This window comes from Roseovarius confluentis, from assembly GCF_002917925.1.
Lineage (GTDB): Bacteria > Pseudomonadota > Alphaproteobacteria > Rhodobacterales > Rhodobacteraceae > Roseovarius > Roseovarius confluentis.
Genome location: NZ_PPFE01000004.1, coordinates 12,491 through 36,624 on the forward strand (window position 1 = coordinate 12,491; position 24,134 = coordinate 36,624).

The 24,134-nt window shown below is 58.4% G+C and carries 21 protein-coding genes; 16 read left to right on the forward strand and 5 right to left on the reverse strand.

Annotated features, from left to right (window positions below; translation table 11 throughout):
* Nucleotides 1-341: 341 nt before the first annotated feature.
* The 4 genes from rfbC to rfbA are packed head-to-tail and all read left to right on the forward strand — an operon-like array spanning nt 342 to nt 3,683.
* Entirely contained in the window at nt 342-914 is a 573-nt protein-coding gene (gene rfbC / locus C2I35_RS10585; protein WP_103763421.1) for a dTDP-4-dehydrorhamnose 3,5-epimerase, read from the forward strand.
* Nucleotides 911-1,948, forward strand: a complete 1,038-nt coding sequence (gene rfbB, locus C2I35_RS10590) for a dTDP-glucose 4,6-dehydratase (RefSeq protein WP_103763028.1) — start codon at nt 911-913, stop codon at nt 1,946-1,948. Before rfbC ends, rfbB begins: the two co-directional genes overlap by 4 nt.
* A complete protein-coding gene (rfbD, locus tag C2I35_RS10595; protein WP_103763029.1) occupies nt 1,945-2,787 on the forward strand; it encodes a dTDP-4-dehydrorhamnose reductase in 843 nt (280 codons plus the stop codon). Before rfbB ends, rfbD begins: the two co-directional genes overlap by 4 nt.
* Nucleotides 2,784-3,683 carry a glucose-1-phosphate thymidylyltransferase RfbA gene (gene rfbA, locus C2I35_RS10600; protein WP_103763030.1) on the forward strand — a complete coding sequence of 300 codons (900 nt, stop codon included), beginning with the start codon at nt 2,784-2,786 and terminating at the stop codon, nt 3,681-3,683. Before rfbD ends, rfbA begins: the two co-directional genes overlap by 4 nt.
* Nucleotides 3,684-3,772: 89 nt before the next feature.
* On the opposite strand, the gene C2I35_RS21870 is transcribed toward rfbA, so the two are convergent.
* The 3 genes from C2I35_RS21870 to C2I35_RS10615 all read right to left on the reverse strand — a co-directional run bounded on the left by C2I35_RS21870 (nt 3,773) and on the right by C2I35_RS10615 (nt 8,677).
* Nucleotides 3,773-6,889: a calcium-binding protein gene (locus C2I35_RS21870; RefSeq protein WP_146050004.1), complete on the reverse strand. Its 3,117-nt coding sequence runs from the start codon at nt 6,887-6,889 to the stop codon at nt 3,773-3,775.
* A 254-nt stretch (nt 6,890-7,143) separates the two neighbouring features.
* Nucleotides 7,144-7,812 carry an ABC transporter ATP-binding protein gene (locus C2I35_RS10610; protein ID WP_103763031.1) on the reverse strand — a complete coding sequence of 223 codons (669 nt, stop codon included), beginning with the start codon at nt 7,810-7,812 and terminating at the stop codon, nt 7,144-7,146.
* A 1-nt stretch (nt 7,813) separates the two neighbouring features.
* Nucleotides 7,814-8,677 carry a KpsE/RkpR family capsule polysaccharide export protein gene (locus C2I35_RS10615; RefSeq protein ID WP_170067177.1) on the reverse strand — a complete coding sequence of 288 codons (864 nt, stop codon included), beginning with the start codon at nt 8,675-8,677 and terminating at the stop codon, nt 7,814-7,816.
* A 9-nt stretch (nt 8,678-8,686) separates the two neighbouring features.
* Here C2I35_RS10615 and C2I35_RS22140 point away from each other — a divergent pair, with 9 nt between their 5' ends.
* Both C2I35_RS22140 and C2I35_RS10620 read left to right on the forward strand, forming a co-directional pair.
* Nucleotides 8,687-9,067, forward strand: a complete 381-nt coding sequence (locus tag C2I35_RS22140; RefSeq protein ID WP_170067178.1) for a hypothetical protein — start codon at nt 8,687-8,689, stop codon at nt 9,065-9,067.
* A gap of 102 nt (nt 9,068-9,169) precedes the next feature.
* Nucleotides 9,170-9,982, forward strand: a complete 813-nt coding sequence (locus C2I35_RS10620; protein ID WP_103763033.1) for an ABC transporter permease — start codon at nt 9,170-9,172, stop codon at nt 9,980-9,982.
* Nucleotides 9,983-10,002: 20 nt separating this feature from the next.
* Here C2I35_RS10620 and C2I35_RS10625 read toward each other — a convergent pair whose 3' ends face one another.
* Nucleotides 10,003-10,968 (reverse strand): glycosyltransferase, encoded by a 966-nt coding sequence (locus tag C2I35_RS10625; protein WP_245890467.1) that lies wholly within the window; start codon nt 10,966-10,968, stop codon nt 10,003-10,005.
* 144 nt (nt 10,969-11,112) lie between these two features.
* Here C2I35_RS10625 and C2I35_RS10630 point away from each other — a divergent pair, with 144 nt between their 5' ends.
* The 8 genes from C2I35_RS10630 to C2I35_RS10665 all read left to right on the forward strand — a co-directional run bounded on the left by C2I35_RS10630 (nt 11,113) and on the right by C2I35_RS10665 (nt 20,124).
* Nucleotides 11,113-12,939, forward strand: coding sequence for a DUF4422 domain-containing protein (locus C2I35_RS10630; RefSeq protein ID WP_103763035.1), 1,827 nt, complete (start codon nt 11,113-11,115; stop codon nt 12,937-12,939).
* 1 nt (nt 12,940) lies between these two features.
* On the forward strand, nt 12,941-13,978 hold the full coding sequence (locus tag C2I35_RS10635; protein WP_146050006.1) for a hypothetical protein: 1,038 nt from the start codon (nt 12,941-12,943) through the stop codon (nt 13,976-13,978).
* 180 nt (nt 13,979-14,158) lie between these two features.
* Nucleotides 14,159-15,199 carry a GDP-mannose 4,6-dehydratase gene (gene gmd / locus C2I35_RS10640; RefSeq protein WP_211286132.1) on the forward strand — a complete coding sequence of 347 codons (1,041 nt, stop codon included), beginning with the start codon at nt 14,159-14,161 and terminating at the stop codon, nt 15,197-15,199.
* On the forward strand, nt 15,192-16,139 hold the full coding sequence (gene fcl / locus C2I35_RS10645) for a GDP-L-fucose synthase (protein ID WP_103763038.1): 948 nt from the start codon (nt 15,192-15,194) through the stop codon (nt 16,137-16,139). The genes gmd and fcl overlap by 8 nt, the downstream gene beginning before the upstream one ends.
* Before the next feature lie 2 nt (nt 16,140-16,141).
* Complete coding sequence (locus C2I35_RS10650; RefSeq protein WP_103763039.1) at nt 16,142-16,966, forward strand: FkbM family methyltransferase; 825 nt, start codon at nt 16,142-16,144, stop codon at nt 16,964-16,966.
* On the forward strand, nt 16,963-18,264 hold the full coding sequence (locus C2I35_RS21875) for an O-fucosyltransferase family protein (protein ID WP_146050007.1): 1,302 nt from the start codon (nt 16,963-16,965) through the stop codon (nt 18,262-18,264). The genes C2I35_RS10650 and C2I35_RS21875 overlap by 4 nt, the downstream gene beginning before the upstream one ends.
* Before the next feature lie 59 nt (nt 18,265-18,323).
* On the forward strand, nt 18,324-19,370 hold the full coding sequence (locus tag C2I35_RS10660) for an FkbM family methyltransferase (protein ID WP_146050008.1): 1,047 nt from the start codon (nt 18,324-18,326) through the stop codon (nt 19,368-19,370).
* Between the two features lies 1 nt (nt 19,371).
* A complete protein-coding gene (locus C2I35_RS10665; RefSeq protein ID WP_211286133.1) occupies nt 19,372-20,124 on the forward strand; it encodes an FkbM family methyltransferase in 753 nt (250 codons plus the stop codon).
* A gap of 31 nt (nt 20,125-20,155) precedes the next feature.
* Here the strand turns inward: C2I35_RS10665 and C2I35_RS10670 are convergent, their stop codons facing one another.
* Entirely contained in the window at nt 20,156-20,929 is a 774-nt protein-coding gene (locus tag C2I35_RS10670; protein ID WP_103763042.1) for a phosphoadenylyl-sulfate reductase, read from the reverse strand.
* A gap of 273 nt (nt 20,930-21,202) precedes the next feature.
* Here C2I35_RS10670 and C2I35_RS10675 point away from each other — a divergent pair, with 273 nt between their 5' ends.
* Both C2I35_RS10675 and C2I35_RS10680 read left to right on the forward strand, forming a co-directional pair.
* Nucleotides 21,203-22,999 carry a glycosyltransferase family 2 protein gene (locus C2I35_RS10675; protein ID WP_103763043.1) on the forward strand — a complete coding sequence of 599 codons (1,797 nt, stop codon included), beginning with the start codon at nt 21,203-21,205 and terminating at the stop codon, nt 22,997-22,999.
* On the forward strand, nt 22,996-24,126 hold the full coding sequence (locus C2I35_RS10680) for a hypothetical protein (protein ID WP_146050009.1): 1,131 nt from the start codon (nt 22,996-22,998) through the stop codon (nt 24,124-24,126). Before C2I35_RS10675 ends, C2I35_RS10680 begins: the two co-directional genes overlap by 4 nt.
* Nucleotides 24,127-24,134 lie beyond the last annotated feature (8 nt).

Below are 24,134 nucleotides of genomic sequence, written 5' to 3' on the forward strand. Positions count from 1 at the left end.
TAAAACTTGCCAAACCGCTTGGGCCACTTCAGGTCAATGCTTGCGGGGCCGGAGCATAATGAAATCAAACGGCGTTCATCATTTGCAAGCTTGACGCCAAGCGGCTTTGGAGCCAACAACAGAAGTCCGGAAAGGCGGTGTGTAGGCCAAGTCAGGAACTCAGGCAGTTTCAACGGACAATGGGCCAACGACCGAACAGGACCAGTCAGATCGAGCGGTCCTTTTTGGCACCGGAAATCAAAGGTTACGAAAGCCCGACAAAGAATTCTGAATCAGAGTGAAGAGACGAATATTGTGAGCCCTTTCGCATGCGAAAGTTTTACCAGTGGTCGGAGGTCGCCATGCTGATCGAAGAGACCACGCTGCCTGGAGTGCTGCGCCTGACGCCACGCCGGTTCGGCGACCATCGTGGCTTTTTTGCCGAGACCTACAATGTCGACACGATGGCAGCGGCAGGGATCGACACGGTTTTTGTGCAAGACAACCAATCACTCTCGGAGCAGGCGGGCACCCTGCGGGGCCTGCATTTCCAAGCGCCGCCCCATGCCCAGGCCAAGCTGGTGCGCTGCGGGCGCGGAGCACTCTTCGATGTCGCTGTCGATCTGCGTCGCGGCAGTCCCACCTACGGTCACTGGCTGGGCGAAACATTGTCGTTCGAAAACGGTGTACAACTTTTGATCCCGGCGGGCTTTGCCCATGGTTTCGTGACCCTGCAGCAAGAGACCGAGATTATCTATAAATGCTCTGACCTTTACGCCCCCGAGGCAGAAGGCGCGCTGAAATGGGACGATCCGGACCTTGCCATCGACTGGCCGCTTGATGGCCGCGCGCCGGTGATCTCGGACAAGGACGCGCGGGCGCCGGCCCTGCGGGATTTCGACAGCCCGTTTGTCTGGGACGGGGCAGTAACATGAAGCTGCTCGTGACCGGAGGGGCGGGATTCATAGGCTCGGCGGTGGTGCGCCGGGCGATGGCCGACGGGCATTCGGTGGTCAACCTGGATGCGCTGACCTATGCGGCCTGTCTCGAGAACGTCGCCTCGGTTGCCGATCACCCAGATTACGCGTTCGAGCAGGCCGACATCCGTGACAGAGCCGCCCTGGACCGGATTTTTTCCCAACACAGGCCAGACGCAGTAATGCATCTTGCCGCCGAGTCCCATGTGGACCGCTCCATCGACGGCCCGGCGACGTTTATCGAAACCAACGTGCTGGGCACCTTCCACCTGCTGGAGGCCGCGCGCAGCTATTGGCACGGACAAGGGCGGCCCCAGGACTTTCGGTTTCACCATATCTCCACGGATGAGGTGTTCGGCTCTCTGGGAGAGGAAGGAATGTTTACCGAAGAAACGCCTTACGATCCGCGCAGTCCCTATTCCGCCTCGAAAGCCTCAAGCGACCACATGGTGCGCGCGTGGCAGGAAACTTATGGCCTGCCCATCCTGCTGACCAATTGCTCCAACAATTACGGGCCTTTCCATTTCCCTGAAAAGCTGGTGCCGGTGGTGATCCTGAATGCGCTCGCGAACAAGCCGATCGCAGTCTACGGCAAGGGCGAGAATGTGCGCGACTGGCTTTATGTCGAGGATCATGCTGACGCGCTTTTGCTGGTACTGGAAAAGGGCAAGGTGGGGCGCAGCTATAACATCGGCGGCGAGAACGAGGCGCGCAATATCGATCTTGTGCAGATGATCTGTGCCATTCTTGACAGGTTGCGGCCGGGAACAAGGCCCTATGCAAGCCTGATCGAGTTTGTGGCCGATCGACCCGGCCACGACCTGCGCTATGCGATCGACCCTGCGCGCATCCGGGACGAACTGGGTTGGCGGCCGTCCGTAACGCTTGAAGAGGGACTGGAGCGGACCGTGCGCTGGTATCTGGACAATGAGGCGTGGTGGCGCGCGTTGCTCGACCGTGAAGGTGTCGGCCGCCGGTTGGGCACGGCGTGATCCTGGTTTTCGGAAGAACCGGCCAGGTGGCGACGGAGCTGCAGCGCCAGGCGTCGGTCACGGCCCTGGGACGCGATACGGCAGACCTGTCAGATCCGGAGGCCTGCAGCGCCGCGATCGAGGCACACGCACCGGCGGTTGTGATCAACGCCGCCGCCTGGACCGCTGTCGATGCGGCCGAGGCGCAGGAAAGTGATGCGATGCGGATCAATGCCAAAGCACCGGGTGCCATGGCGCAGGCTTGTTGCGCACTGGAGATTCCGTTCCTGCATATCTCGACCGATTACGTATTTGAGGGCTCTGGCACCCGAGCTTGGCGTGAGACAGACCCTGTTGCACCGAAAAGCGCCTATGGGCGCACCAAGCTTGCCGGAGAGCACCAGGTTGCGGAGGCCGGAGGGCACTGGGCGATCCTGCGCACCTCGTGGATATTTTCGGCCCATGGGGGCAATTTCGTGAAAACGATGTTGCGTCTGTCCGAGAGCCGCGACCGCCTGAGTATTGTCGCCGACCAGGTGGGCTGCCCGACCCCGGCGGCGGATATCGCGGCAACGCTGTTGCGCATGGGACGTGAGATGACAAAAGGGCAGGGGGGTGGTCTTTATCACTACGGCGGCCAGCCTCCGGTCAGCTGGGCAGATTTTGCCCGCGCGATTTTTGCGAATGCCGGCAAGACCGTTACGGTCGAGGATATTCCGACCAGCGCCTATCCCACGCCGGCAGAGCGGCCGCGGAATTCCCGGCTCGACTGTGCGAAGCTGACGAGGGATTTTGGAATTGAGCCGCCGGACTGGACCACAGGACTGGTCAACGTGTTAAAGGAATTGGACAGAGTATGACCGCGCAATCAGCAACAGGCCGCAAAGGCATCATTCTGGCGGGTGGATCGGGGACACGCCTCTATCCCATCACGATGGGCGTTTCGAAACAGCTTTTGCCGGTCTATGATAAGCCGATGATCTATTATCCCTTGTCTGCGCTGATGCTGACGGGGATCCGTGAGATCTGTGTCATCACGACACCGCAGGATCAGGATCAGTTCCGCCGCACGCTTGGGGATGGGGCGCAATGGGGCCTGTCGCTGACCTATGTGACCCAGTCCAGCCCCGATGGGCTGGCGCAGGCGTATCTGCTGGCGGAGTCGTTTTTGGATGGTGCCCCAAGCGCCATGGTTCTGGGCGACAATATTTTCTTTGGCCACGGCCTGCCGGAACGCCTGCACGAGGCCGACGGAACCGTGACGGGGGGGACCGTCTTTGGGTACCGCGTGGCCGATCCCGAACGATATGGGGTGGTGGATTTCGCCCCCGATGGCACGGTGCGCAGCATCGTGGAAAAGCCGGAGGTGGCCCCGTCGCCCTATGCCGTGACCGGGCTTTATTTCCTCGACAGCACGGCGTCCGAGCGCGCCCGGCATGTGACCCCGTCATCGCGTGGCGAGCTTGAGATCGTCTCGCTGCTCGAGTCCTATCTTGCCGATGGGCAGCTGAGCGTGCAGCAGATGGGGCGGGGATATGCCTGGCTTGATACCGGCACGCATGGGTCCTTGCTGGACGCGGGCAATTTCGTGCGGACGCTGTCAGACCGGCAGGGCCAGCAGGTTGGATGCCCCGAGGAGATCGCGTTTCAGCAGGGCTGGATCGATGCTGAACAGCTCGAGGCCCGGGCCGCGCTGTTTGGGAAAACAGGCTATGGTGCCTATCTCAAACGGCTGGCGCTTTATCCCCGCGATTAGGGTCAGGTGCAGGGCAGAGGCGCGCACCGCAAAACAGAGACTGTTATGTGCTTTTCGCAAGCGAAAGGTGGTGGCCTGATCAAGCCCTTTTACACGATTATGATGTCGTCGATCAGCCCGTGTGTCGACCCAAGCCCATCCAGCAGGATCGTGTCGCCGCCCCCGAAATCGATCAGAACCCCATCGGCAGTCACCCTTGCGCCCTTGATGATCTGCGCTGGGCTGAGGTCGCCTGCAAGGCTCGCGTCGATTTCGAACGTATCGTGCCGGCGGTTGAAATCATCGATCGTGTCACGACCGTGCCCGTCCGCAAAGACGAACACATCGGCCCCGGGACCGCCGCGCATCCAGTCGTCGCCGGGTCCGCCGTCCAACCTGTCATCGTCCCCGCCGGCATTCAGGTAGTCGTCGCCGTGGCCCCCGAGCAGGGTGTCATCGTGCCGGTTGCCTATTACTTTGTCATTTCCCCGTCCGCCATCGACAAGGTCGTTTCGCGTGCCGCCTTTGACGAAATCGTTGCCGTCTTCGCCAAAGTGGATGTCACTACCGCCGCCGCCTGCGATGTTGTCGTCGCCGTCGCCGCCATAGAGCGTGTCAGCGTGCCGTTGCCCGCGCAGGACATCATTCCCGTTTCCGCCAAAAAGCTGATCGGACTCACGGCCGCCCCGCAATGTGTCATTGCCGTCTCCGCCGAAGACAGTGTCGTTGTCGCCAAGTGCCCAAACGCCGTCATGACCGGGTCCGGCCTCAATGGTGTCGTTTCCCCGGCCAGATCTGACGGTATCATCGCCGCTTGCGGCGTCTATGCGGTCATCACTGGGGCCAGTTTCAAGAAAGTCGTTGCCCGCAAAGCCGCGCATATCGACTGCGTTTTCCAAGTGGCGCAAAACGTCGTTTCCGTTGCCGCCCTCCAGAAGCGTCGGGCCGGACATCGCGTCAAGGTCGGACAGTGTCAGCGTTCGCGTGCCGAAGACAAAGTTTTCGACGCCCCTGATCCGGTCCGTGCCTTCTGCGGAAATCAAGGTGACTTGGGTGCCGTCAATCTCTGCGATTTCGATCTGCGATATGTCGAGGCTGAAGTAGAGCGTGTCCAAGCCCGCGCCACCGTCGACTTCGTCGTCACCTTGCCCGGGCCGCAGGCTGTCATCGCCCACGCCGCCGTTCAAGGTGTCCGCTCCGGTGCCGCCGTCGAGGCTGTCTTTGCCGTCATCGCCGCTGAGCCAGTCATTTCCGGACCCGCCCGATAACCTGTCCTGTCCCGTCCCGCCGGACAGCCGGTCGTGTCCTTCGGCGCCAAGCAGCGAATCCTGACCGGCGCCTGCGCTGAGCGTATCGTTCCCTGCCCCGCCATGCTGCGTATCCTCGCCCAGATCGGACGTGAGCCTGTCATCTCCGTCGAGGCCGTGGAGGGACGCATCAAGGCCCGTCGCGACAAGACTGTCGTTCCCCGCCCCGCCTGTCAGTGTGACGGGCGCACGCAGCTGTGCCAGGTCGGCGAAATTCACCGTGGTGTCGGTGAATTCCAGGATTTCGATCCCGTCGAGACTGTCGGTGCCTTCGGACGAGATGATGGTGGCGCGGTCGCCCGCGATGTCGAGGATCGTGAGCGCACCGGCAGGGATGCCGAATACGGCCGTGTCAGCGCCGGCGCCCCCCATGAGCGTGTCGTCGCCGCGGCCGCCGATCAGCGTGTCATTGCCGCCGCCGCCGTGCAGGGTGTCGTTGTGCCAGCTTCCCTCAATACGCTCGGCGGTGCTGTCGCCCTGATACTCGACCGAGGGAGAAGAAAAGCTGCGGTTTATGACAAGCTGTATCGCAGAGCGCACCGCTTCGGTATCAAGGGCGCTATTGTTCGGTGAAATCAGGTCCAGGATCTCGCCTCGTATCTCGATCCGGGCGCCTGTGGTCGTTCTGGTGATGTCGATCCGGCCTGTATCGTAGATCATGGGCCAGAACGACAGGTCCAGCCTGTCTTCGCCAGGATCGAAGCCACGGATCACGTCTCGTTGCCCATCGACGGTAAGAATGTAGAGGTCGGCGCCCGCTCGGCCCTCCAGCGTATCCGCCCCGTTGCCATCTTCGAGGATGTCGTCACGGTCGGTGCCGACGAGGCGCGCGCCACCCGCGTCTGCCGCCGCCCGAAGTCCGAGCTGGGACAGGTCGGCCTTGAACACGTTGAGCCCGTCCGCGGCCCCGGAGGAGGCAAAAATCTGCAAGCGGTCGTCGACGACGGTCATTTCCAGCTCGGTCACGCCCTGCAGCCCGGTTTGTGTGTCGTCCACCACCGTCGTCAGATGCGCCAGCCGTCCATCGGACAGAAGGATCATGAGGGTGATCCCGTCATCGCCCCCGCCGGCGGCCACCAGCGTGATGTCCCCATGTTCGACCGCGGCGAGGCTCTTGATCTGGCCAAAACGGCTTTCGCGGGTGTCCAATATGTGGTCCGTCGGAGTCAGCTCTCCGTTCGGGCCTATGGCGAGAACGCTGATCGCCCCGCCGTCGCCGTCGTTTTCGGGGGCCGAGGCGACAAGTACGAAGGGCTGGTTGGCGACGGCAGCGACGGTCATGGCCGAAGGCACCATCAGCCCCAGCCCATCCTTGGGGCCGATGCTGCTTTGTGCACTGACTGTCTTGCCGGCTATCTCGAACAGGGTGACGCCGTGTTCGGTGCCGCTTGCGGTGACCAGAAACGACCTGGTGCCGACGGTCAGGGACGTCATCGCGGTGATTCCGTCCGCATGGACGGCGTTGGTATCCGTCACGGTCCTTGTCGACTGCCACGTGTTGTCGGCCTGGGAAAACAGCGAAAAGCCCGAGGCGTTCGTTTCGGCCAGAGCGATTGTTTCGGCGTCCAGCATGGCGATTGCTGACCATGCGCCACCGGGCGCTGCAAGATCCTCGGGCGCGAGCAGGCTGCCGTCGCTGCGCAGCATGATCCTGTCGACCTCGTCCCGGCCAAGACCGGCCACGAGAACTTCGTCTGCGACTGCGGCGATCTGAGGTCCGGTGCCGGTCAGCGTGTCAACCGAGGCTGCGCGCCAGCCCAGATAGTCGGGCAGGCCGCCCGCGACCGGTGCCCAGCTTGTCAAGCCGCCCTGGCTGGCCGAAACGGTCACGAGATACGGGCCGGTCTGCAGGTCGACGATCTGCAAGTCGGACACCGCGCGAAGATTTCCGGCGATCCCGTGAAAGCGTAAATTTAACATGTTCGCCCCAAATGATCTTCAGTGCTTTGATCGCGTTTGAAGAAAAGGCGGGGAGGTGACGCGGAGCGGACCGAGACCGCGTCAAAACCGTGGCATGAAGCTGATATTTAATATGAATGCGAGCTATGCAGGGCATGGCACGCCAAAGCGTTTTGCGAAAACTTGCCACGCAGGTTTTCTGGAAACTCGGTCAAGTGCTCAGTCGCTGCGCGGATTTCGGCTTTATCCGGGTCTTGGAAAAAAGGCGAAACGCTTTAGCCTCCGGATGGCACGCCCATGATCTCGTTGTGGCGGTCAATCGCCTCCTCAAGATCCTCGAAGTATTCAAGCTTTCCATTGCTCAGGACGATGCCGCTGTTGCAGAAATTGCGCAAGGCGCGGGTCTGGTGGCTGACCATGATCGCGCTGGCATCCTTGACCCGTTCGTGAAACACGGCCCGGCTTTTGTGAAAGAAGGAGGCATCGCCGACGGCGGTGGTCTCATCGATCAGGTAGGTGTCGAACTTGATACCCATCGACATGCCGAACGCGAGTCGCGATCTCATCCCCGTGGAATAGGTTCGGACGGGGTTGTCGAAATGCACGCCGAGTTCGGAGAAATCCTTGACGAACTCAATCAGGTTTTCTGTATCAGCCCCATAAATGCGCGCGACAAACCGGGTGTTCTGAGCGCCGGTCATCTGCGGGTGCAGGCTCCCGGTGAGTCCGACAGGCCACGAAATTGTGCCGTCACTGACGATGCGCCCGGAGTCGGGCGGCATCACACCAGCTATGATACTGAGGAGCGTCGATTTGCCGGCCCCGTTGCCCCCCATGAGGGCCAGGGATTTGCCTGTGGGCAATGTCGTGTCGAGCTGGTCGATTATGACCTTCTGCTCGCCACGCAGCCAGAAGCTCTTTGACAGGTTCTCAAAGCGGATCATGTCACTTGCTGTCGCGAATCGAGTAGTAGATCAGCGCAAGGATTGCCCAGGCCAAGGACAGGAACAGGGCAAAGAGCCCGAAAATGGTCCAGCGCTGTGGGAATTCCGAACTTTGCGGCAGTGTGGGTCGCACATAGGTTGCCAGATAGCGTGACTGGCGCGCCGCGTCTGCCCGCGCGACATCCAAGGCCTTGAGTGCCGCGGTGTAGCTTTGTTCGGCGAATTCCCGGTCCACGACTAAGCCTTCGTATTCCGCCAAGAGCGTCGGATAATCGCCGGACAGGCCATCATCGTCGCCGCGCGCCACGTTGCGGCGTTCTGCCGAGATGCGTTCGCGTATGACCTCGATCCTGCGTTGTGCCTGAACGACGCGCGGATCCCTTTCGGATGTCGACTGCGTCAGGAGGTCGAGGGCGATCAGTGCCTCGGCAAGCTGTCCTTGCAGCGTGTTGACGACGCCCATACGGCCCTGAAGATCGGTTTCGGGATCTACCAGCTGGGTTCGCGCCCTGAAATTAATCAAGGCCGATCGCGATTCGCGCAGCCGACGTTGTGCCTCGTCAAGATCAAGCTCGGCATATCGGATCGTGTCCGCTCTGGCTTGCGAATTGAGGTCGTTTATCAATTGCTGGCTTTGATCAAGGACTTCTTCTGCGATCTCTTGCGCTATGCTTGCCTCGAAGGCCAGAACGCGGAGTTCGATCAGTTGGGAATTGCCGTCATAGGAAACCCGGATGATGCGATGCCAGTAGTCCAGCAGATCCTCAAGATTGCTGTCCGGCGCCAGGGCGAACACCGGATCCAGGTCGTAAGGGGCCGAATAGATTTCCGTGAGATTGAATTTCGCGTCAAGCGCCTCGACCATCGCGGGGCTTTGTATGAATTCGTACAGAATGTCGGTGTCCGAGCCGCCCGAGACGCCACCGACCTGTGCGGCGAGACCGCCAAGCAGATCAGACGCACCGGCGCCTTCCTCTTGTCGTACGGTGAAGCCGACGACCGAGGCATATTGATCAATCGCTTTGAAACTCAGGTACCAACCCGTCACGGCAAGGGGCAGAAGGACGATCGCGCAAAAGCTGAATATCAGGCCCCAGTGACGCTTGCGCATGTGAGCCTTCGTTGCCATCGGGGGCACTTCGACCACTTTCGCGGGCTTGCCCCGGCCACCCTGTTTCCGCCGGGGCTTTTTTGCCTGATCGTCCTCAGGCGCCTGTTGGCGTTCTTCCGTGGAGCCTGTATCGGTCACTGCTGAATCATTTCTTCTTGTGGGCACGAGAATGCCAGTTAACTGTAACGTGTCAGACAGGCCAGCACCAGATCAGAAGGAGGCGCCTTTTTGCAGGATGGCCAAACGATGACCCCCGTGGCTCTTCCGGAGCGCGAGATCGCCAACGGCAAGCCAAGCCATGGTCACTTAAGGGCAATACTTGCGCTTATCCTGCGCGAGATGGGGTCGCGATATGGGCGCAATCCGGGCGGCTATGTCTGGGCGGTGGTCGAGCCTTTGGGCATGATCTTCATCCTGTCGCTCGGGTTTTCGCTGCTGCTGCGGTCGCCGCCTCTTGGCACCTCGTTCCTGTTGTTTTACGCAACCGGCTATTTGCCCTACTCGTTGTTCCAGAAGAACACGCGCATGATAATGATGACGCTCGCGCAGGTAAGATCCCTGCTTTACTATCCTGCAGTCGGGTGGTTCGATGCGGTGGCCGCGCGATTTATACTGAGTATCCTGACAGAGGCGCTTGTCGCTTACCTGTTGCTCTTCGGTATTCTGATGGTGGTCGATACCAAAACCGTACTGGATTTCGGTCCGATCCTGCTGAGCTTTATACTGGCGGCACTGCTGGGCACTGGAATGGGTATGCTGAACTGCGTTTTCGTGGGGTTCGTGCCCGTTTGGCAAACGATCTGGGGGATTATTACCCGGCCCATGTTGCTGGCTTCAGGGGTGCTTTATATCTACGAAGACCTTCCCCGAGCGGCGCAGGAGATCTTGTGGTATTTTCCTTTGCTCCATCTTACAGCGATTTCGCGCGAAGGCTATTATCCGATCTACGAGGCAGATTTCGCATCCGTCTGGTACGTAACAGCGGTCGGGATGGTCCTGTTGGTCATGGGCCTGATGCTGATGCGGCGCTATCACCTTGATATCCTCGCCCGGCGCTGAGGCAGCGGACGCCCGCCGGGTCATTGCCCGGCGAGAACGAGAACAGACTCGTGCGGTCGGTTCGTGCACCCGCCGAGCCCGTCGCGAACCGCTTGACGCAGCACTTTCAGGTAGGTCTTGCGCTGCGCACCATAGGCTTTGGCGCGCATGACCCAGGCTGTGGCGCGACAGGCCATGACCGGCCAGAACAGGATCGGTCCCGCTACACGCCGATAGACCATCACCTGATTGCGATGGTAGTAGTAGACCTTCCACAACGGAGACATCACGGGGGACGTCGAGGCCGAGAGCGTGGCGCAATCATGTTCGAAGGCTAGCCCGGGATCGAACGCGATGACGCCCCCGGCTTCGCTGAGCGCAAGGCTATAGAGCACGTCATCGCCATAGAGAAACAGAGAGCCATCGGGAAAGCCGGCCCGGGCAATCGCGGCACGAGAGAGGAAAAGCCCTACGAACGATCCCCCGTCGACCACGCGGTGATCCGTGTGCGCGTAGTCCGCTGCAGAGAGGTGAAAGCCATCGCGCCCTTTTGCCATGGCCCGGAGCAGGTCGCCTGCAGATCGGAACGGGTTGATCCAGGGCCGGTTCATGTCGCAGACGCGACCATCCGGGTAACGCACCGCCGCCACCCAGGCATCGTACTGCGCGCGCGGCGCGTTGGCGAAGGCCGCGAGCGTGCCTGCGTCCGGTCGCGCGTCGTCGTCCATCAGAGCAAGCCAGTCCGGATCGAAGCGTGCCGAGGCTTCGCGCATGGCGGCTTCGAAACCGCCGGCGCCGCCGATATTGGATGCACTTCTGATCACATGCAGGCGCGGATCGGATTGCGTGCTCAGCCAGTCGGCGGTGCCGTCCGTGCTTGCGTTGTCAAAGACGACGAGCCCCGACAGGTCACTCTCCGCGCTGGACAGCAAGCGTTCCAGCGTGATCTTGAGCTGGGCGAGGCGGTTGCAGGTCACAACCACCGCCACAAGCCGAGGCGTTGCCATGTCGGCCTCCGTAGTATCCATCAAATCGTGGTTTTGACGTTGTGCAGGACCCCTGTCAAATAGAGGTTGAATATGGCACATGGCCAGAGTGTGGGGTAGGACGCGCAATCAAAGGTTGCCAAGGGTGAGAAGTTCGGAAAAAGTATGAAAGTTTCCATTTATACAGCCTATCACCGTAGCGCCCCGCGAATCCAAAGCGCGTCGATCCAGCCGATTCATGTGGGACGGGCCACGGCGGAAGCGCCCTTGCCAGAGATGACCGGCGATGACAGCGGCGATAACCTGTCAGCGCGGAACCAAGAATGGTGTGAACTTACGGCCCTTTACTGGGCCTGGAAGAACGACCGCGACAGTGATGCAATCGGCCTGATGCATTATCGCCGTCTTCTGGATCTGACGGATCTCTTGCCGGGCGGCGCGGTGGAGCGCACGCCCGGACGGCTGCATATTCCTGACTGGACGGCCCAGGTAGAAGCGTGGTTGGAGCGAGAGGGGGCCAATTGGGACATCGTCCTGCCTCGTGCCCATGAGATGGGCCGCTCGGTGGAAGAGAATTACCGCAACTCGCACCAGGATCAGGATTTCGATCTCGCTCGCGAGATCGTGATGCGGGATCATCCCGAATACGCGTCGAGTTTCGAGGCGGTCGCGAGCGGTCACAAGGTTCGCCTGGGGAATCTTGCGCTCATGAAGCGGCCGCTGTTCGAGCGCTATTGCGTGTGGCTTTTCGACATTCTGCTCAAGGTCGAGGACGCGGGAAAGAGCCGCCAGTATTACAGCGGCTACCAGACGCGCTATCTGGGGTTTCTGGCCGAACGGCTGTTGACCGTCTTTGTGCACCATTTGCAGGCAACGGCACCAGATCTGCGGATCCGCGAGGTCTCGATCCTGGCTCTTTCACAGACGCTCGTGACGCCGTACCTGGTGCGCGAAGATCTGGGCGACGCAGACAACAGCGTGAACATTGCCTTTTCCGCGGATCGTACCTATCTGCCGCACACGGCTGCGATGCTGAGATCGCTGGTTGATCACGCAGATGCGACACGCACGATCAATCTGTTCTTTCTGTGCTCGGGAATTGGTGCGCAGGATCTCGATCTGCTCGGCGAAGTCCTGGCACGGCACGAGGGCGTGACGCTTCACCCGATCGAAACCGGCGGTGCCTTCGAGGCCAGCTATAGATCCATGAGCCGGGCGCCGTCCAATGCCACCTATAACCGGTTCCTGCTGTTCGATCTGCTGCCCTGTCTCGATCGGCTTGTTTACCTGGATACGGACCTGATCCTGCGCGCCGATGTGTGCGAGCTTTATGACACCGATATCGGACAGGCCGAAATCGCGGCGGTGCCCGACTGGATCATGACAAGAACGCTGACCGGGCCGACCAAGACCATCGACCGCGATGTGCCGGATTTGTCCGAGTATCACCGCAACGTGCTGAAACTGAGCGAGGCTGAAATTGAAAGATATTTCAATGCAGGCGTGTTGATATTCAACTTCGCTGCGATGGCGGACGTCGCGGAGACGGGCCGGGCCTTGTTGCTCGAAGCGCGCCAAGGCAAGTACCTGTTCCGCGATCAGGACATCCTGAACAAGCATTTCAAGAACACGGTTTTCCAACTGGACCCGAGATGGAACGTGTTCAATTCCTTTCCGACAGCCTATGACCGCGTGCCGGCACCTGGCCGCAAGGCGGCCCTTGCCGCGAAGCAAGACCCCTGGATCATCCACTATGCGGACCAGACTTATAAGCCCTGGCAGTTCAAGGCGATCCCGATGGCCCAGCATTACTGGCAGGCGTTGATGCGCACGCCCTTTTACGGCGAGGTCATGAGTGGCACTGGCGCGCGAAGTCGCTTGTCCGCGAGTGGCTTTGTCGTGCGGGCGGGCAAAGCGTTGGCGGAGCGGGTGCCGGTGCTCAGACGGCCACTTCTAAAGCTGTATGCGGGATTGAAACGGAGCGGACGATAAGATGTGCGCACGACTGCTGATCCATGTTGGCGACTACAAGACGGGGAGCACGTCTATACAGACCTGCCTTTCAGAAGGATTGTGGCGTTGCGAAACGCACAGTCTGGCCTATCCCTGCGCCAACCCGCATCACATGGTGCTGGCCAAGGCCATGCGCTTGCGCAAGCCGGATCCGGCGCGCGACGATCTGTTCCGTCAGACCGCACAGGCGGTTCGCAATGCCGACGCGGACACCGTCGTGTTGTCGGCGGAGCATTTTCAAGGCGTGCGGCCTGCGCGGCTCTTGAAGTGGGTCGAAACCTATTTGCCAGAGATGGCTGACGACATGTGCGTGCTGGCCTATGTGCGACCCCACGCGGAATTCACGCTTTCGCTCTATGCGGAGCGGGTCAAGCTGGGCGCCACGACCGATCCCATCGACACTTACCTGCCGCGGTTTCTTGAAAACGACCGCATCCGTTTTGCGCCGCGTTTCATGCGGTGGCGGCGGGTGTTCGGCGACCGATTCATCTTGCGCCCGGTGGTTGCGCCGTTGCTGGCCGGCGGGGACGCCCTGAATGATTTTCTGAACATCGCGCTTGAGGGACATGCATTCGAGCTTAACCAGGGGCACCTGCGGTCCAACCCGTCTTTGAGCGCCGAGGATCTGTGGTTCATGCGCCACGTACATGCGCGCATCAGCGAACTCAGACCGGACCTGGACAAGGCCGACCGTCGCCGTTTCGGCAATGCGCTGTACAGCGTCCTGTCGGATAAAGGCCCGTCAGGCACGCCTCTTGGCCTGACATCCGATCAAATTGCGCTGGTGCAGGATAGTTGCAATGAGGATGCCCGCGCCATGGACCGGGCGTTTTTCCCCGAAGGTGCGCTGGCGCCTGCGCTTGCCGAGGCTGACAAGCTGTCTTGCCCCGATCTGGGCGCCCCCACCGACCATGTCAGTGCACGGCAGCGACTGGCGCTGTTGCGCAGCTGGCCGAAATTCATGCGCTCTGCGTCAGAGGCCGACGGGCTGCTGGCCGGTCTTGTCTTCGGCTCTTGAACGCAGTGCGACCATCGTACTGGCACCTTCCCGGATTGAACATTGCAACCAGAGATTGGAGTGAGTACTACATCGCCGTCGGCAGCAATCGATTGCTGCGGGGTTTTATTGCCTGTAGCAGGCGTCGTTAAGTGTGGTTGCGCTATTAAACCGTAGCCTTTCATTAGGAGGTAGGGAATATTGAAAACAGCGCTCATCACCGGCGTCACCGGCCAAGACGGTGCCTATCTTTCCGAGTTCTTGCTTGAAAAAGGCTATCAGGTGCACGGTATCAAGCGCCGCACCTCTTTGTTCAACACCGACCGGATCGACCATCTCATGGAAGGCGAGCCGGGAAGGTCGGGGAGTTTCAAGCTTCATCACGGGGACATGACGGACAGTTCGTCTCTGACCCACATCCTGCAAAAGACACAGCCCGACGAGGTGTACAACCTGGCGGCGCAAAGTCACGTGGCGGTGTCGTTCGAAGAACCTGAATACACGGCCAATTCCGATGCCATGGGCGCGCTGCGCCTGTTGGAGGCCATCCGGTTTCTGGGCATGGGCGAGACGACCCGTTTTTACCAAGCTTCCACGTCGGAGCTTTATGGCTTGGTTCAGGAAACGCCCCAGCGTGAGACGACGCCCTTTTATCCGCGCTCACCCTATGCCGTGGCCAAGCTATATGCCTACTGGATTACCGTGAACTATCGCGAGGCCTACGAGATGTACGCCTGCAACGGTATCCTGTTCAATCATGAGAGCCCGATCCGTGGTGAAACCTTTGTCACGCGCAAGATCACGCGTGCCCTGGCGCGCATCAAGCTGGGGATGCAGGACGATCTGGTGCTGGGAAACATGGATGCCTTGCGGGATTGGGGCCACGCCCGCGACTATGTCAAGATGATGTGGCTGATGCTTCAGCAGGACACGCCAGAGGATTTCGTTATCGCGACGGGTCAGCAATATTCCGTGCGCGAGTTCGTCACTCGCGCCGCGGAGGTGCTGGGCCTCAAGTTGACCTTTGAAGGCGAGGGCGTGAACGAGGTGGCCCGCGACGAGACCGGTCGGGTCATCGTGCGGGTCGATCCGCAATATTTCCGCCCAGCCGAGGTCGAGACCCTGCTGGGTGATGCGACCAAGGCGCGTGAGAAACTGGGCTGGGTGCCCGAGACGCCGTTCGAGGAACTGGTACGCGAGATGGCAGAGGCCGACCTGGAAGACGCACGTCGCCATGGGTGAACCGCTCTTCAAGCTTGCCGGAAAACGGATATACGTGGCCGGTCATCGCGGCATGGTCGGAAGTGCAATCTGCCGACGGTTACAACAAGAAGATTGTACCGTGCTGACGGCGACCCGGTCGGAAATGGACCTGACACGGCAGGCCGAGGTTGAGGCGTGGTTTTCCGAGTACAAGCCTGACGCCGTGTTCCTCGCCGCTGCAAAAGTGGGCGGTATCCTCGCCAACGCGAGCTATCCTGCCGACTTTATCTATCAGAACCTGATGATCGAGACGAATATCATTCAGGCCGCGCACGACACGGACGTGGCCAAGCTGATGTTTCTCGGATCCAGTTGCATCTATCCCAAGATGGCCGAACAGCCGATGCGCGAGGATGCGCTGCTGACCGGCCCGCTGGAGCCGACGAACGAGTGGTACGCCATCGCCAAGATTGCGGGGATCAAGCTGGTGCAGGCCTATCGGCAGCAGCACGGGCGCGATTTCATCTCGGCCATGCCGACCAATCTTTATGGCACCGGCGACAATTACGATCTTGAGACCAGCCATGTCTTGCCGGCACTGGTACGCAAGGTTGTCGAGGCACGGGACAAAGGCGCGCCGGAAATCGAGGTTTGGGGCAGTGGTACACCGCTCCGCGAATTCCTGCATGCCGATGATCTTGCTGATGCGCTGATCTTTCTGATGGAGCACTATTCGGATTACGATCACGTCAATGTCGGGTCCGGGCAGGAAATCTCAATCGGCGAATTGGTGCGCAGGATCGTAAATGCTGCCGGTTATGAAGGCGAGATCGTGCATGACAGGACCAAACCCGATGGCACGCCGCGCAAACTGATGGACAGCACGCGGCTTCTGGACATGGGATGGGCCCCGAAGATCGGGCTTGATGAGGGGTTGCAGCGCACGATCGCCGAGTTTGAAGAATTAAAGAAAGTGTGAAAATGGCAAATACGCAGCAAAAGAACAAAAGACTCATATTCAATTCGGAAAGACACTTCAAAAGAAATGAAGGGTTCCAGAATTTCGTGATGGATCTTTTGAGATACCAAAGAACCATGCTTGCAATGCGGCCAAAATCTATCGACACGAGAGACAAGGACGATGTTGCGCAATTCCTGTCGTTTGCCATTGAGCATGCTGATCGCGCAGAAGGGCAGCTGTTCCAGGATGTGTGGGCTCTATGGGAACACGGGCTTGAATCACCGGGATTTTTCGTTGAATTTGGTGCCGCCAACGGTAAGAAACTTAGCAATACATACCTTCTCGAAACCGCGTTTTCCTGGAGCGGTATCGTGGCTGAACCGAACCCTGAGTTCATTCCGCAGGTTCGAGAGAACCGGAACTGCATCATTTCTGAAAAATGTGTGTTCTCCGAGAGCGGCAAGCAAGTTGCCTTCTTGCCCGCGAGCTATGGTGAGCTGTCCAGAATGAAAGATATTGCTCCAGAAGACTCGCATGAAGCTTCTGGCTCACGGGACGTACCAGCGGACAAGGAAGTTCTTGTTGAAACAATCAGTTTGAACGACCTGCTTGTTGAGAACGCGGCTCCTTCGACCATTGATTTCATGTCGATCGACACGGAAGGGTCCGAGTTTGAAATTCTTTCTAAATTTGACTTTGACCGCTGGGACGTAAGATCTCTTTGTGTGGAGCATAATTATACTCCGCTGCGCGAAAAGCTGTACGACCTTTTGACCTCTCACGGATTCGTACGGAAGAATTGGGAGTCCGTTACTCGTTTTGATGATTGGTACGTGAAACCATGAGTGGTTCCGACGGTCTCGATGGAATTGTTTGGGCGCAGAATACAGATGGTCTTGGAGAGCGTTTAAGAGCAATTCTGAACGGTATTGCTCTTGCAGACCGGCTCGGTATGCCATTTCGCCTGAGCTGGGAAATACTTCGTGACTCCATTGCCGGAGATCACTCGATATTACCTGCTCGCGAATTCTTCTCGGAAGAATTCTGCGACCTTTACCTAGAAGAACGGGATGCACTTGAAGGCAGATCGACGCTACTGCTGGAAGAGTTTTCGGACGAGCAAGACGCGGCGCGCTCGGAGCCCTTCAACATAATTGTAACGCAGACCCACCTTCAAACACAGGCAAGACCCATCTTCGCCGGGACAAGTGTCGCGCCAATTCTGGAAGAGGCGTTCGCGAAAATATCCTTCTCGGACAAGATAGAGGCTGCGCGTGAAGCTGCGTATTCGGCTGATCTTCCGCCCGATATGACGGCATTACATCTTCGTGCGGGGGATGTCGTATACAACATCTATCGAATGACAGACCAATTCCATGGCAAGGTCACACCATATCCTCTTGCTATCGAGATATGTGACCGCCTTTGTGGGGAAGGCAAAACGCCACTTTTGTTCGGTCAAGATGAAGCCTTGATGGAATACTTGGCGGAGCATCACGGAGCCCGGTTGGCCAGCGAGTTTGTTCCGTCCAATGAAGAGTATTCGCCTGCCGAAAAGGCGATGTTCGATATCTTTCTCATGTCGAGATGCAATCGCATCTTGGCCGGAACCAGTGGCTTTGCAATCTTGAGCTCCTGGCTGGGTCAATGCAAAATCGATAACCCGCGTTCATTCTTTCCACCAGAAGAAGCGGTCAATCTGATTGACCGCCATGTGTTCTCCGGGTCGGAGGATGAACGAATTTCCAAGGAACAGCGTGCATTTGCTTGTCGAAGTGCGTTCCTTTTCGCGAAGGAAAAGCTTGCGTCCGAGGAGCCGTTTTGGCGTTTGCTGAAAAAAGGATTTACACTTGATCCTGCAAATGACCATTTGGCCCTGACCCTGGCTTGCAGCTATTTCGCGGCGGGCGATGTAGAAAGCGCAGACGACATTCTAGGCCCGCGACTTCGTGATCCCCATGCCATAAAATCGCGGCTTGTTCTTATTCTTCGACGCCTGGGTAAATCAAACGCGGGCGATGGGAATTCGGCGTATGTCAAGGCGCTGGAGGCTGGATCCGAGAAAGGCTCTCGATTGGCAAAGGTTTGCCTTCAAATAAGCCAGGGAGAAAAGGCTTCAGAGCTTCTGAAGAGCATAGCGTAAAGTCCGACCGTCCTAAAATTCAATCTAAGAATTTATGTGAGGTAAATGAATTGTCTACAGTGCAGATCAATAATTTCGGTATCCCAATCAAAGGTATAATTCACATTGGTGCAAACCGAGGGCAGGAAATCGAAGAGTATTCCCGCGAAGTCGAGAACGCCATTCTGATCGAGCCGATCCCACATCTTCTGGACGAATTACGAAAAAAGGTGTCCGACCACGGCGTAAAATACGAGGTCATCGAGGCACTTTGCAGCGACGTGACGGGAGAGCAAGTGACCTTCAACGTCGCAAGTGGTGGAGGCGACTCGTCCAGTATGCTCGAACTGGGGAAAGTTGCGGAGCTATACCCCAGTATCTCGTACGTCGATCATATCGAGATGACGACAGTCACGCTCGATGATCTGATGGAAGACAGGGGAATATCCGGGGCAGATTTCAATGTGCTGGTTATCGATACGCAAGGCGCGGACCTGAAGGTTTTGCGGGGCGCAGAACAGACGATACGCAACAATATCGATTTTATATATGTCGAGGTTTCACTGGCTCCGATTTATGCAGGCGGGTGTACGCTTGACGAAATAACGGCGTTTATGAAGAGCCTTGAGTTCTCCCCGCGCCACGTTAACATCAACATCATGGATTGGGGGAACGCACTTTTTTCGCGTGACCGCCTGTTGTTCGAGGACGAAGCTGAACAAAGCCTCGCGCAGAGCGGGACGGCTACGCAAAGTTCCACGCACGCGACGGAAGAGAATTTCGGCGCGCACAACGCCATAAATGGCAAGTTTCGCCAAGCTTCGGGAAGCCGGACGAAGCTTCAGAACGAAGCTCACTGGCAGGTTGACCTCGGGGAGCGCAAATTCGTGTCGCACGCTTACTGGCTGGACCGCCGTCGCAGGCTCATGGCGCCGCATCCCACGGACGTGAAGATCAGTGACGATGGCGAAACATGGACAACCATCGCCACGCTGGAGGATGAGGAAAAGCGTTCGTCGACGGCCCTGATCAAGCACATCGGCATCAACCAGGAGACGCGCTTTATCCGCCTGCAGGCACAGGGGCGGCACGCGATCAATGTCAGCCAGTTCTACGCCTTCGAATAAGATGGAAAAGAACCAGCGCAGCATCAGGGACTGGATCGCGCTGGAGGCTGAAGCCCAGGAACAGTTGGGCAAGCGTGGCGGCGCATTCACCACGGAACTCGAGGCGCGCCAGTATATGGACGTGTTCGGGCAAGCGCCGCGTCGCATTCTCGATATCGGTGGGGCGAAGGGTGATTTTACCGCCCATTGCCGTGCTCTTTATCCCAATGCTCAGATCGTCCTGGTCGAACCCAGTCGAAAACAGACAGATGCTTTGCGCGCCCGCTTTGCCAGCGATCCGCGGATTGCGGTGGAGGTCAGCGCCGCTGGTCACGCACCTGGGACGGGCATGCTCTACGCGGATGAACCCGGGTCCGAGCTTGCCAGCCTGACACAGCGCGATCTGCGTCACCTACGGCGCCGCTTTGACCCGGTCGAAGAGGTCGTGATCCGCACGATCGATGACATCGCCGGCGCGCATTTCGGGGACGCTGGGATTGATCTGATCAAGCTGGATGTCGAGGGGCACGAGCTTGATTGTTTGCACGGGGCCACGAACACCCTGCCCAGTTGCAACGCCGTGCAATTCGAGTTCGGCGGGTGCAACATCGACACCCGCACATATCTGAAAGACTTTTTCCTGTTCTTCGAGAAGTTCGGTTTCGAGTTGAAACGCATTTCCCCGCTTGGCCTGATCCCTCTGCCAGCTTATCGGGAGCACCTCGAAAGCTTCATGACGTCGAACTATCTGGCCGTGCGGAGTGCGCAGGACTGAATGTGCAACAGGTCGGCAACCCGGCCCGCGCTTAGCGTTGCGACGACGACTTGGGCACCATCTTTCCGTTCTCGAAATGAATGCCGCATTCGGTCTTCTCGCTGTCGGCCCAGCGTCCGGCCCTCGCGTCCTCTCCGGGTTGAACCGCGCGGGTGCATGGTGCGCAACCGACGGAAAGATAGCCTTGCGCCTTGAGCGGGTGAGGCGGCAGGTCATGTGCATCGTAATAGGCCTCGACGTCGGCGGTGGACCAGTCGAGCAACGGGTTTACCTTGATCCAGCGGTCCTGGACCTCGAACAACTGCATGTCCGAGCGCGTGAGGGCCTGTCCGCGCTTGCGTCCAGTGATCCAACAGGACAGGGGCCGCAGCGCGGCCAACATCGGCAAGGTCTTGCGAACATGGCAGCACAAGTCGGGGTTCCGCGCATGAAGATCGCCGGATGGGTCATCTGCCTGCACGCCAGAGGGCTGCGGGGTCACTGTCTGGATGTTGCACAGGCCCAGATCGTTGACCAACCGGTCGCGGTATTCCAGTGTTTCGGGAAAATGCTTCCATGTGTCGAGAAAGATCACCGGCACGTAAGGGTCAATGCGCGATACCATGTGCAAGAGCACGGCCGCTTCGGTGCCGAAGGACGACACGAGGCCTGCGCGCCCTTGGAAATGAGTGCCAATTACCGCGGCGAGCACGTCCTCGGCGGACTGGGCCGCGAACCGATCCGAGAGCGTGTCTGCCCGGTCTCTCAGCTCTATGCGGGCAGTTGTCTCATATGCCGGACCTTGCTGAACGGTGGTGTCACGCATGAGCTTCTCCAATGGCCTGGAGCGACCATAACTTCGAGGCTGTAGCAAGGCCACCCTGTCACCGCGAGCAGGCATGAAATCAAGCAGTCAATGCCTATTTTGCAAGCGCAGAAGGCTTGCCGTGCCTTGTCGTCCACTATCTGCTTGAGCCGTTTGGGTATGGCAAGTATGACTCGGCAAAGCAGTGATCCTTCCATGTTGACAAGGCGTTTGTATCTCGTGCTGCTGTTTTTGTGACGCCTTGACCAGAGAATTTATCTTGAAGGACGTATCATGGATCCTGACGACTCAACTCGAAACGAAGCCAAGCCTTCGATCAAGAGCCAGTTTCTGGATAAGGTTGACGCTCACCTCCCATCCCGCTCGCTGACCCAAGATATGCGCAGCCCCGCTGCGGACGAGCCTTCCTCACAAAGACTTTTGAACCGAATCGGTCTGATTTCAGGAAAGACCGTGGCCGCAACCTTGGGCAAGTACGCCGATGTCAGCCCCATATCCCCTGATCAAAAGGATGAATTCATCGACTGGCAGGCGATGGATTTCCTGCTCATCGTCGCCCAGGTTCTGCCTTTTGATGAGCCGTGGCGGCGCTGTTTTCTGAATATCGAGGACGAAGGGTTCTTGTTGAGCCGACTTCTGCGGCGGGCAAAGGCGCATAGGGTTCCCAGTGTTCTCTGGGTCGAGGAAGAGAGTGAAGCGATCGGCATGTTCGCCCACTTGTTCGACAAGGTCGACCATCTGATGCTGCCCGAGGGCGCCGAGCACGGCAAGTCGGAGCGGGTTTCGACATTGCCTGTCGGAGTCGATGTGAAATCCTTCAACCCGTTGTTGCCGAAGGCTCATATGCGCAGGAGCCGAGCGCGGTTTATCGGTTTTCTTATCGACGGCGCACACGAAATTGGGATCAAGTACGGCCCGGAACGCGCCTATGAAGCATTCAAGCCGTTCTTTGAGTATAACTGGTGGCTAACGGATAGTTCGAACGACTTGAGAAACGGGGATCACAAGATCCACGCTGCGATGCGTCGCAGGTTCTTGGGCAGTATGCGCGACTCGGCCTTGAGCAAGCCGTTGCAATTGGCGAGCGGCTATTTCTTGCCGGAGGCGCTTGTGTCTGGGCGCAAACGCCATGCCCAGCGTTTGTATCTATCGGCGGGTGCCTGCAAAACCTGTGTCGTGACAGACGATCCGTCGTTCAAGCAGGACTATATCAGTTATACCGGTGACACGGAGTCTTTGGAGGCGTTTCGCGACTGGGTTCTGAATGACCACATTGGCCGCGAAGCCGTCCAGCATCTTGCCTGGAGACAGACGCTGACGCATCACAGTTACTTTGAGGTGCTAAAGCTGACCTTGTCGATCGTCGGTATCCAGGCGCGCTTTTCTCAACCGGAAAACCCGCATGTCAATGTCGTGGTCCCAACAATTCGTCCTGACCTGATCCCCTTTATCTTGAAGAACGTGGAACGCCAGAAGCACGACAACCTCAGCCTTTCGATCGTGATCAATGGAGCTGAGGTGCCGGCTGACATCCGTCGGCTGGTGGACGCGCATCCCTTTGCGTCCCTCTATAGTATGCCAGGATACAAAAGCATCGGGTATTGTATCAACTACGGGATCGAACAATCCGCATCCGATTACTGGGCCAAGTTTGATGACGATGACATTTATGGCCCGGACTACCTTTCCGACATGCTGCTTCAGCGAAAGTATGTCGATTTCGACATCACCGGAAAGGCCGCCATATTCACGTATCTTGAAGAATTTGACCGTTTGCACATCCGCCGTCTCTGGACGCGAGACACGCTGGAGCCTTTTATTGGCGGCGGCACGATACTGGCCCGGACGGGGACAAACATGTTTCCGGAGGACGTGCGCGGGTATGCCGATACGCTTTATCTGACGGAAGCCGAGGAACGAGGATATCGTATCCTGTCGAGCGACCCGTTCAATTTTGCCCAAGTCCGTCGCGCTGACCCGTCGTCGCACACGTGGACTGCCGGGGCGCATCAACTGAACCTGAAAGGTCCGCAGCGCAGTGGCTTGAACTTGTCGGGGGTAATATTGTGATCCGCTTTGCGAAAAAAACACCCCGTTCGACGCACGCGCGAGCAGAACCACCAAAGTCTGACCCCGAGACGGCAAGCTTGCCGCAGCTATATCAGAATATCTTGCACCAGGTGGTCCATGCTGAACCCTGCAGGCCTGTGTCATACACCGGCTTTCGTGACCCTGATATCGACACGCATGTGGCCGAGGCCCGTTGGCTTCCCGTATGGAGATTCCCGAGCTTTCTGGTGAAAGAACGTTCGACCGGTTCGGCGATGGTCCTTGCGGTAGACTCGGAGACATTGATAATTGGCGTTCGCGCGGGCGGGGACATCCCGGAAAAGCAGCGGGGAGCGTACCGTAACACCGAGCAATCCTTGACGATCATCATGAACGGGCGAACTGTGATACAGGCCAGCTACGTCTATGATGGCAGCTCTCGGTGGCAATATTTTCTTGTGAATGCACCCGACGGGTTTGATCCATCGAAATCGGTTGGTTGCGAGATCGAACGTGACGGGCGACTAATGTTCAGCGGCAGCACAGGATCGCTGCAGGACTTCCATCTTGCCGATAAGATCAATATTGTAAGGTTCCTTCGAGGTGGTCTGATAGAAGGCTGGGCCACCTACACTGACAACCCGGATGTGGATGTGTTCCTCAAGATACACGCGGATGGGCAAGTGGGCGTTGCCAGAAGCGGAAAGCAATGGCGTAATGATCCGCTGCGCATGTTCCGTTTTGCGACACCCGTGCCTGCAAACAATTTGGCAAAATTGTCAGCCGAGACGTTCAAAGGGGCGAAGTCAAAACGATCACCTGTCTGGGGTTTCTTCAACGAAACAAGCGGTTTCTTGATAGCGAACCCGCGGATTGACGCCTCGGACAAGAAGAATGTCCTTCTGACCATCGTTCCAGAGGACATAGACAAATTCCTGATCGAACATGTCTTGGATAATGAAACCGGGCAGGTACACCCTCTTGATCAAGCGGACGCGCCGAATTTCAAGTATTACGAGGGCAAGAACACCGTGCAGCTTCCGCTTGCAGCCCTTAAGGCGGAAAATCCAATGCAATTAATTGGAAAAAACGGGCGCTCACTTGGGCATTTGCCGTCGCTCAAAACGCTTTTGCCATCGATCAAGTAAGCCGAGCG

What these genes read in the sequence shown, in the direction of transcription:
- rfbC (WP_103763421.1), top strand. Translation starts at nt 342, where the DNA reads ATGCTGATCGAAGAGACCACGCTGCCTGGAGTGCTGCGCCTGACGCCA.
- rfbB (WP_103763028.1), top strand. Translation starts at nt 911, where the DNA reads ATGAAGCTGCTCGTGACCGGAGGGGCGGGATTCATAGGCTCGGCGGTG.
- rfbA (WP_103763030.1), top strand. Translation starts at nt 2,784, where the DNA reads ATGACCGCGCAATCAGCAACAGGCCGCAAAGGCATCATTCTGGCGGGT.
- C2I35_RS21870 (WP_146050004.1), bottom strand. Translation starts at nt 6,889, where the DNA reads ATGTTAAATTTACGCTTTCACGGGATCGCCGGAAATCTTCGCGCGGTG.
- C2I35_RS10610 (WP_103763031.1), bottom strand. Translation starts at nt 7,812, where the DNA reads ATGATCCGCTTTGAGAACCTGTCAAAGAGCTTCTGGCTGCGTGGCGAG.
- C2I35_RS10615 (WP_170067177.1), bottom strand. Translation starts at nt 8,677, where the DNA reads ATGGTCGAGGCGCTTGACGCGAAATTCAATCTCACGGAAATCTATTCG.
- C2I35_RS10620 (WP_103763033.1), top strand. Translation starts at nt 9,170, where the DNA reads ATGACCCCCGTGGCTCTTCCGGAGCGCGAGATCGCCAACGGCAAGCCA.
- C2I35_RS10625 (WP_245890467.1), bottom strand. Translation starts at nt 10,968, where the DNA reads ATGGCAACGCCTCGGCTTGTGGCGGTGGTTGTGACCTGCAACCGCCTC.
- C2I35_RS10630 (WP_103763035.1), top strand. Translation starts at nt 11,113, where the DNA reads ATGAAAGTTTCCATTTATACAGCCTATCACCGTAGCGCCCCGCGAATC.
- C2I35_RS10635 (WP_146050006.1), top strand. Translation starts at nt 12,941, where the DNA reads ATGTGCGCACGACTGCTGATCCATGTTGGCGACTACAAGACGGGGAGC.
- fcl (WP_103763038.1), top strand. Translation starts at nt 15,192, where the DNA reads ATGGGTGAACCGCTCTTCAAGCTTGCCGGAAAACGGATATACGTGGCC.
- C2I35_RS10650 (WP_103763039.1), top strand. Translation starts at nt 16,142, where the DNA reads ATGGCAAATACGCAGCAAAAGAACAAAAGACTCATATTCAATTCGGAA.
- C2I35_RS21875 (WP_146050007.1), top strand. Translation starts at nt 16,963, where the DNA reads ATGAGTGGTTCCGACGGTCTCGATGGAATTGTTTGGGCGCAGAATACA.
- C2I35_RS10665 (WP_211286133.1), top strand. Translation starts at nt 19,372, where the DNA reads ATGGAAAAGAACCAGCGCAGCATCAGGGACTGGATCGCGCTGGAGGCT.
- C2I35_RS10670 (WP_103763042.1), bottom strand. Translation starts at nt 20,929, where the DNA reads ATGCGTGACACCACCGTTCAGCAAGGTCCGGCATATGAGACAACTGCC.
- C2I35_RS10675 (WP_103763043.1), top strand. Translation starts at nt 21,203, where the DNA reads ATGGATCCTGACGACTCAACTCGAAACGAAGCCAAGCCTTCGATCAAG.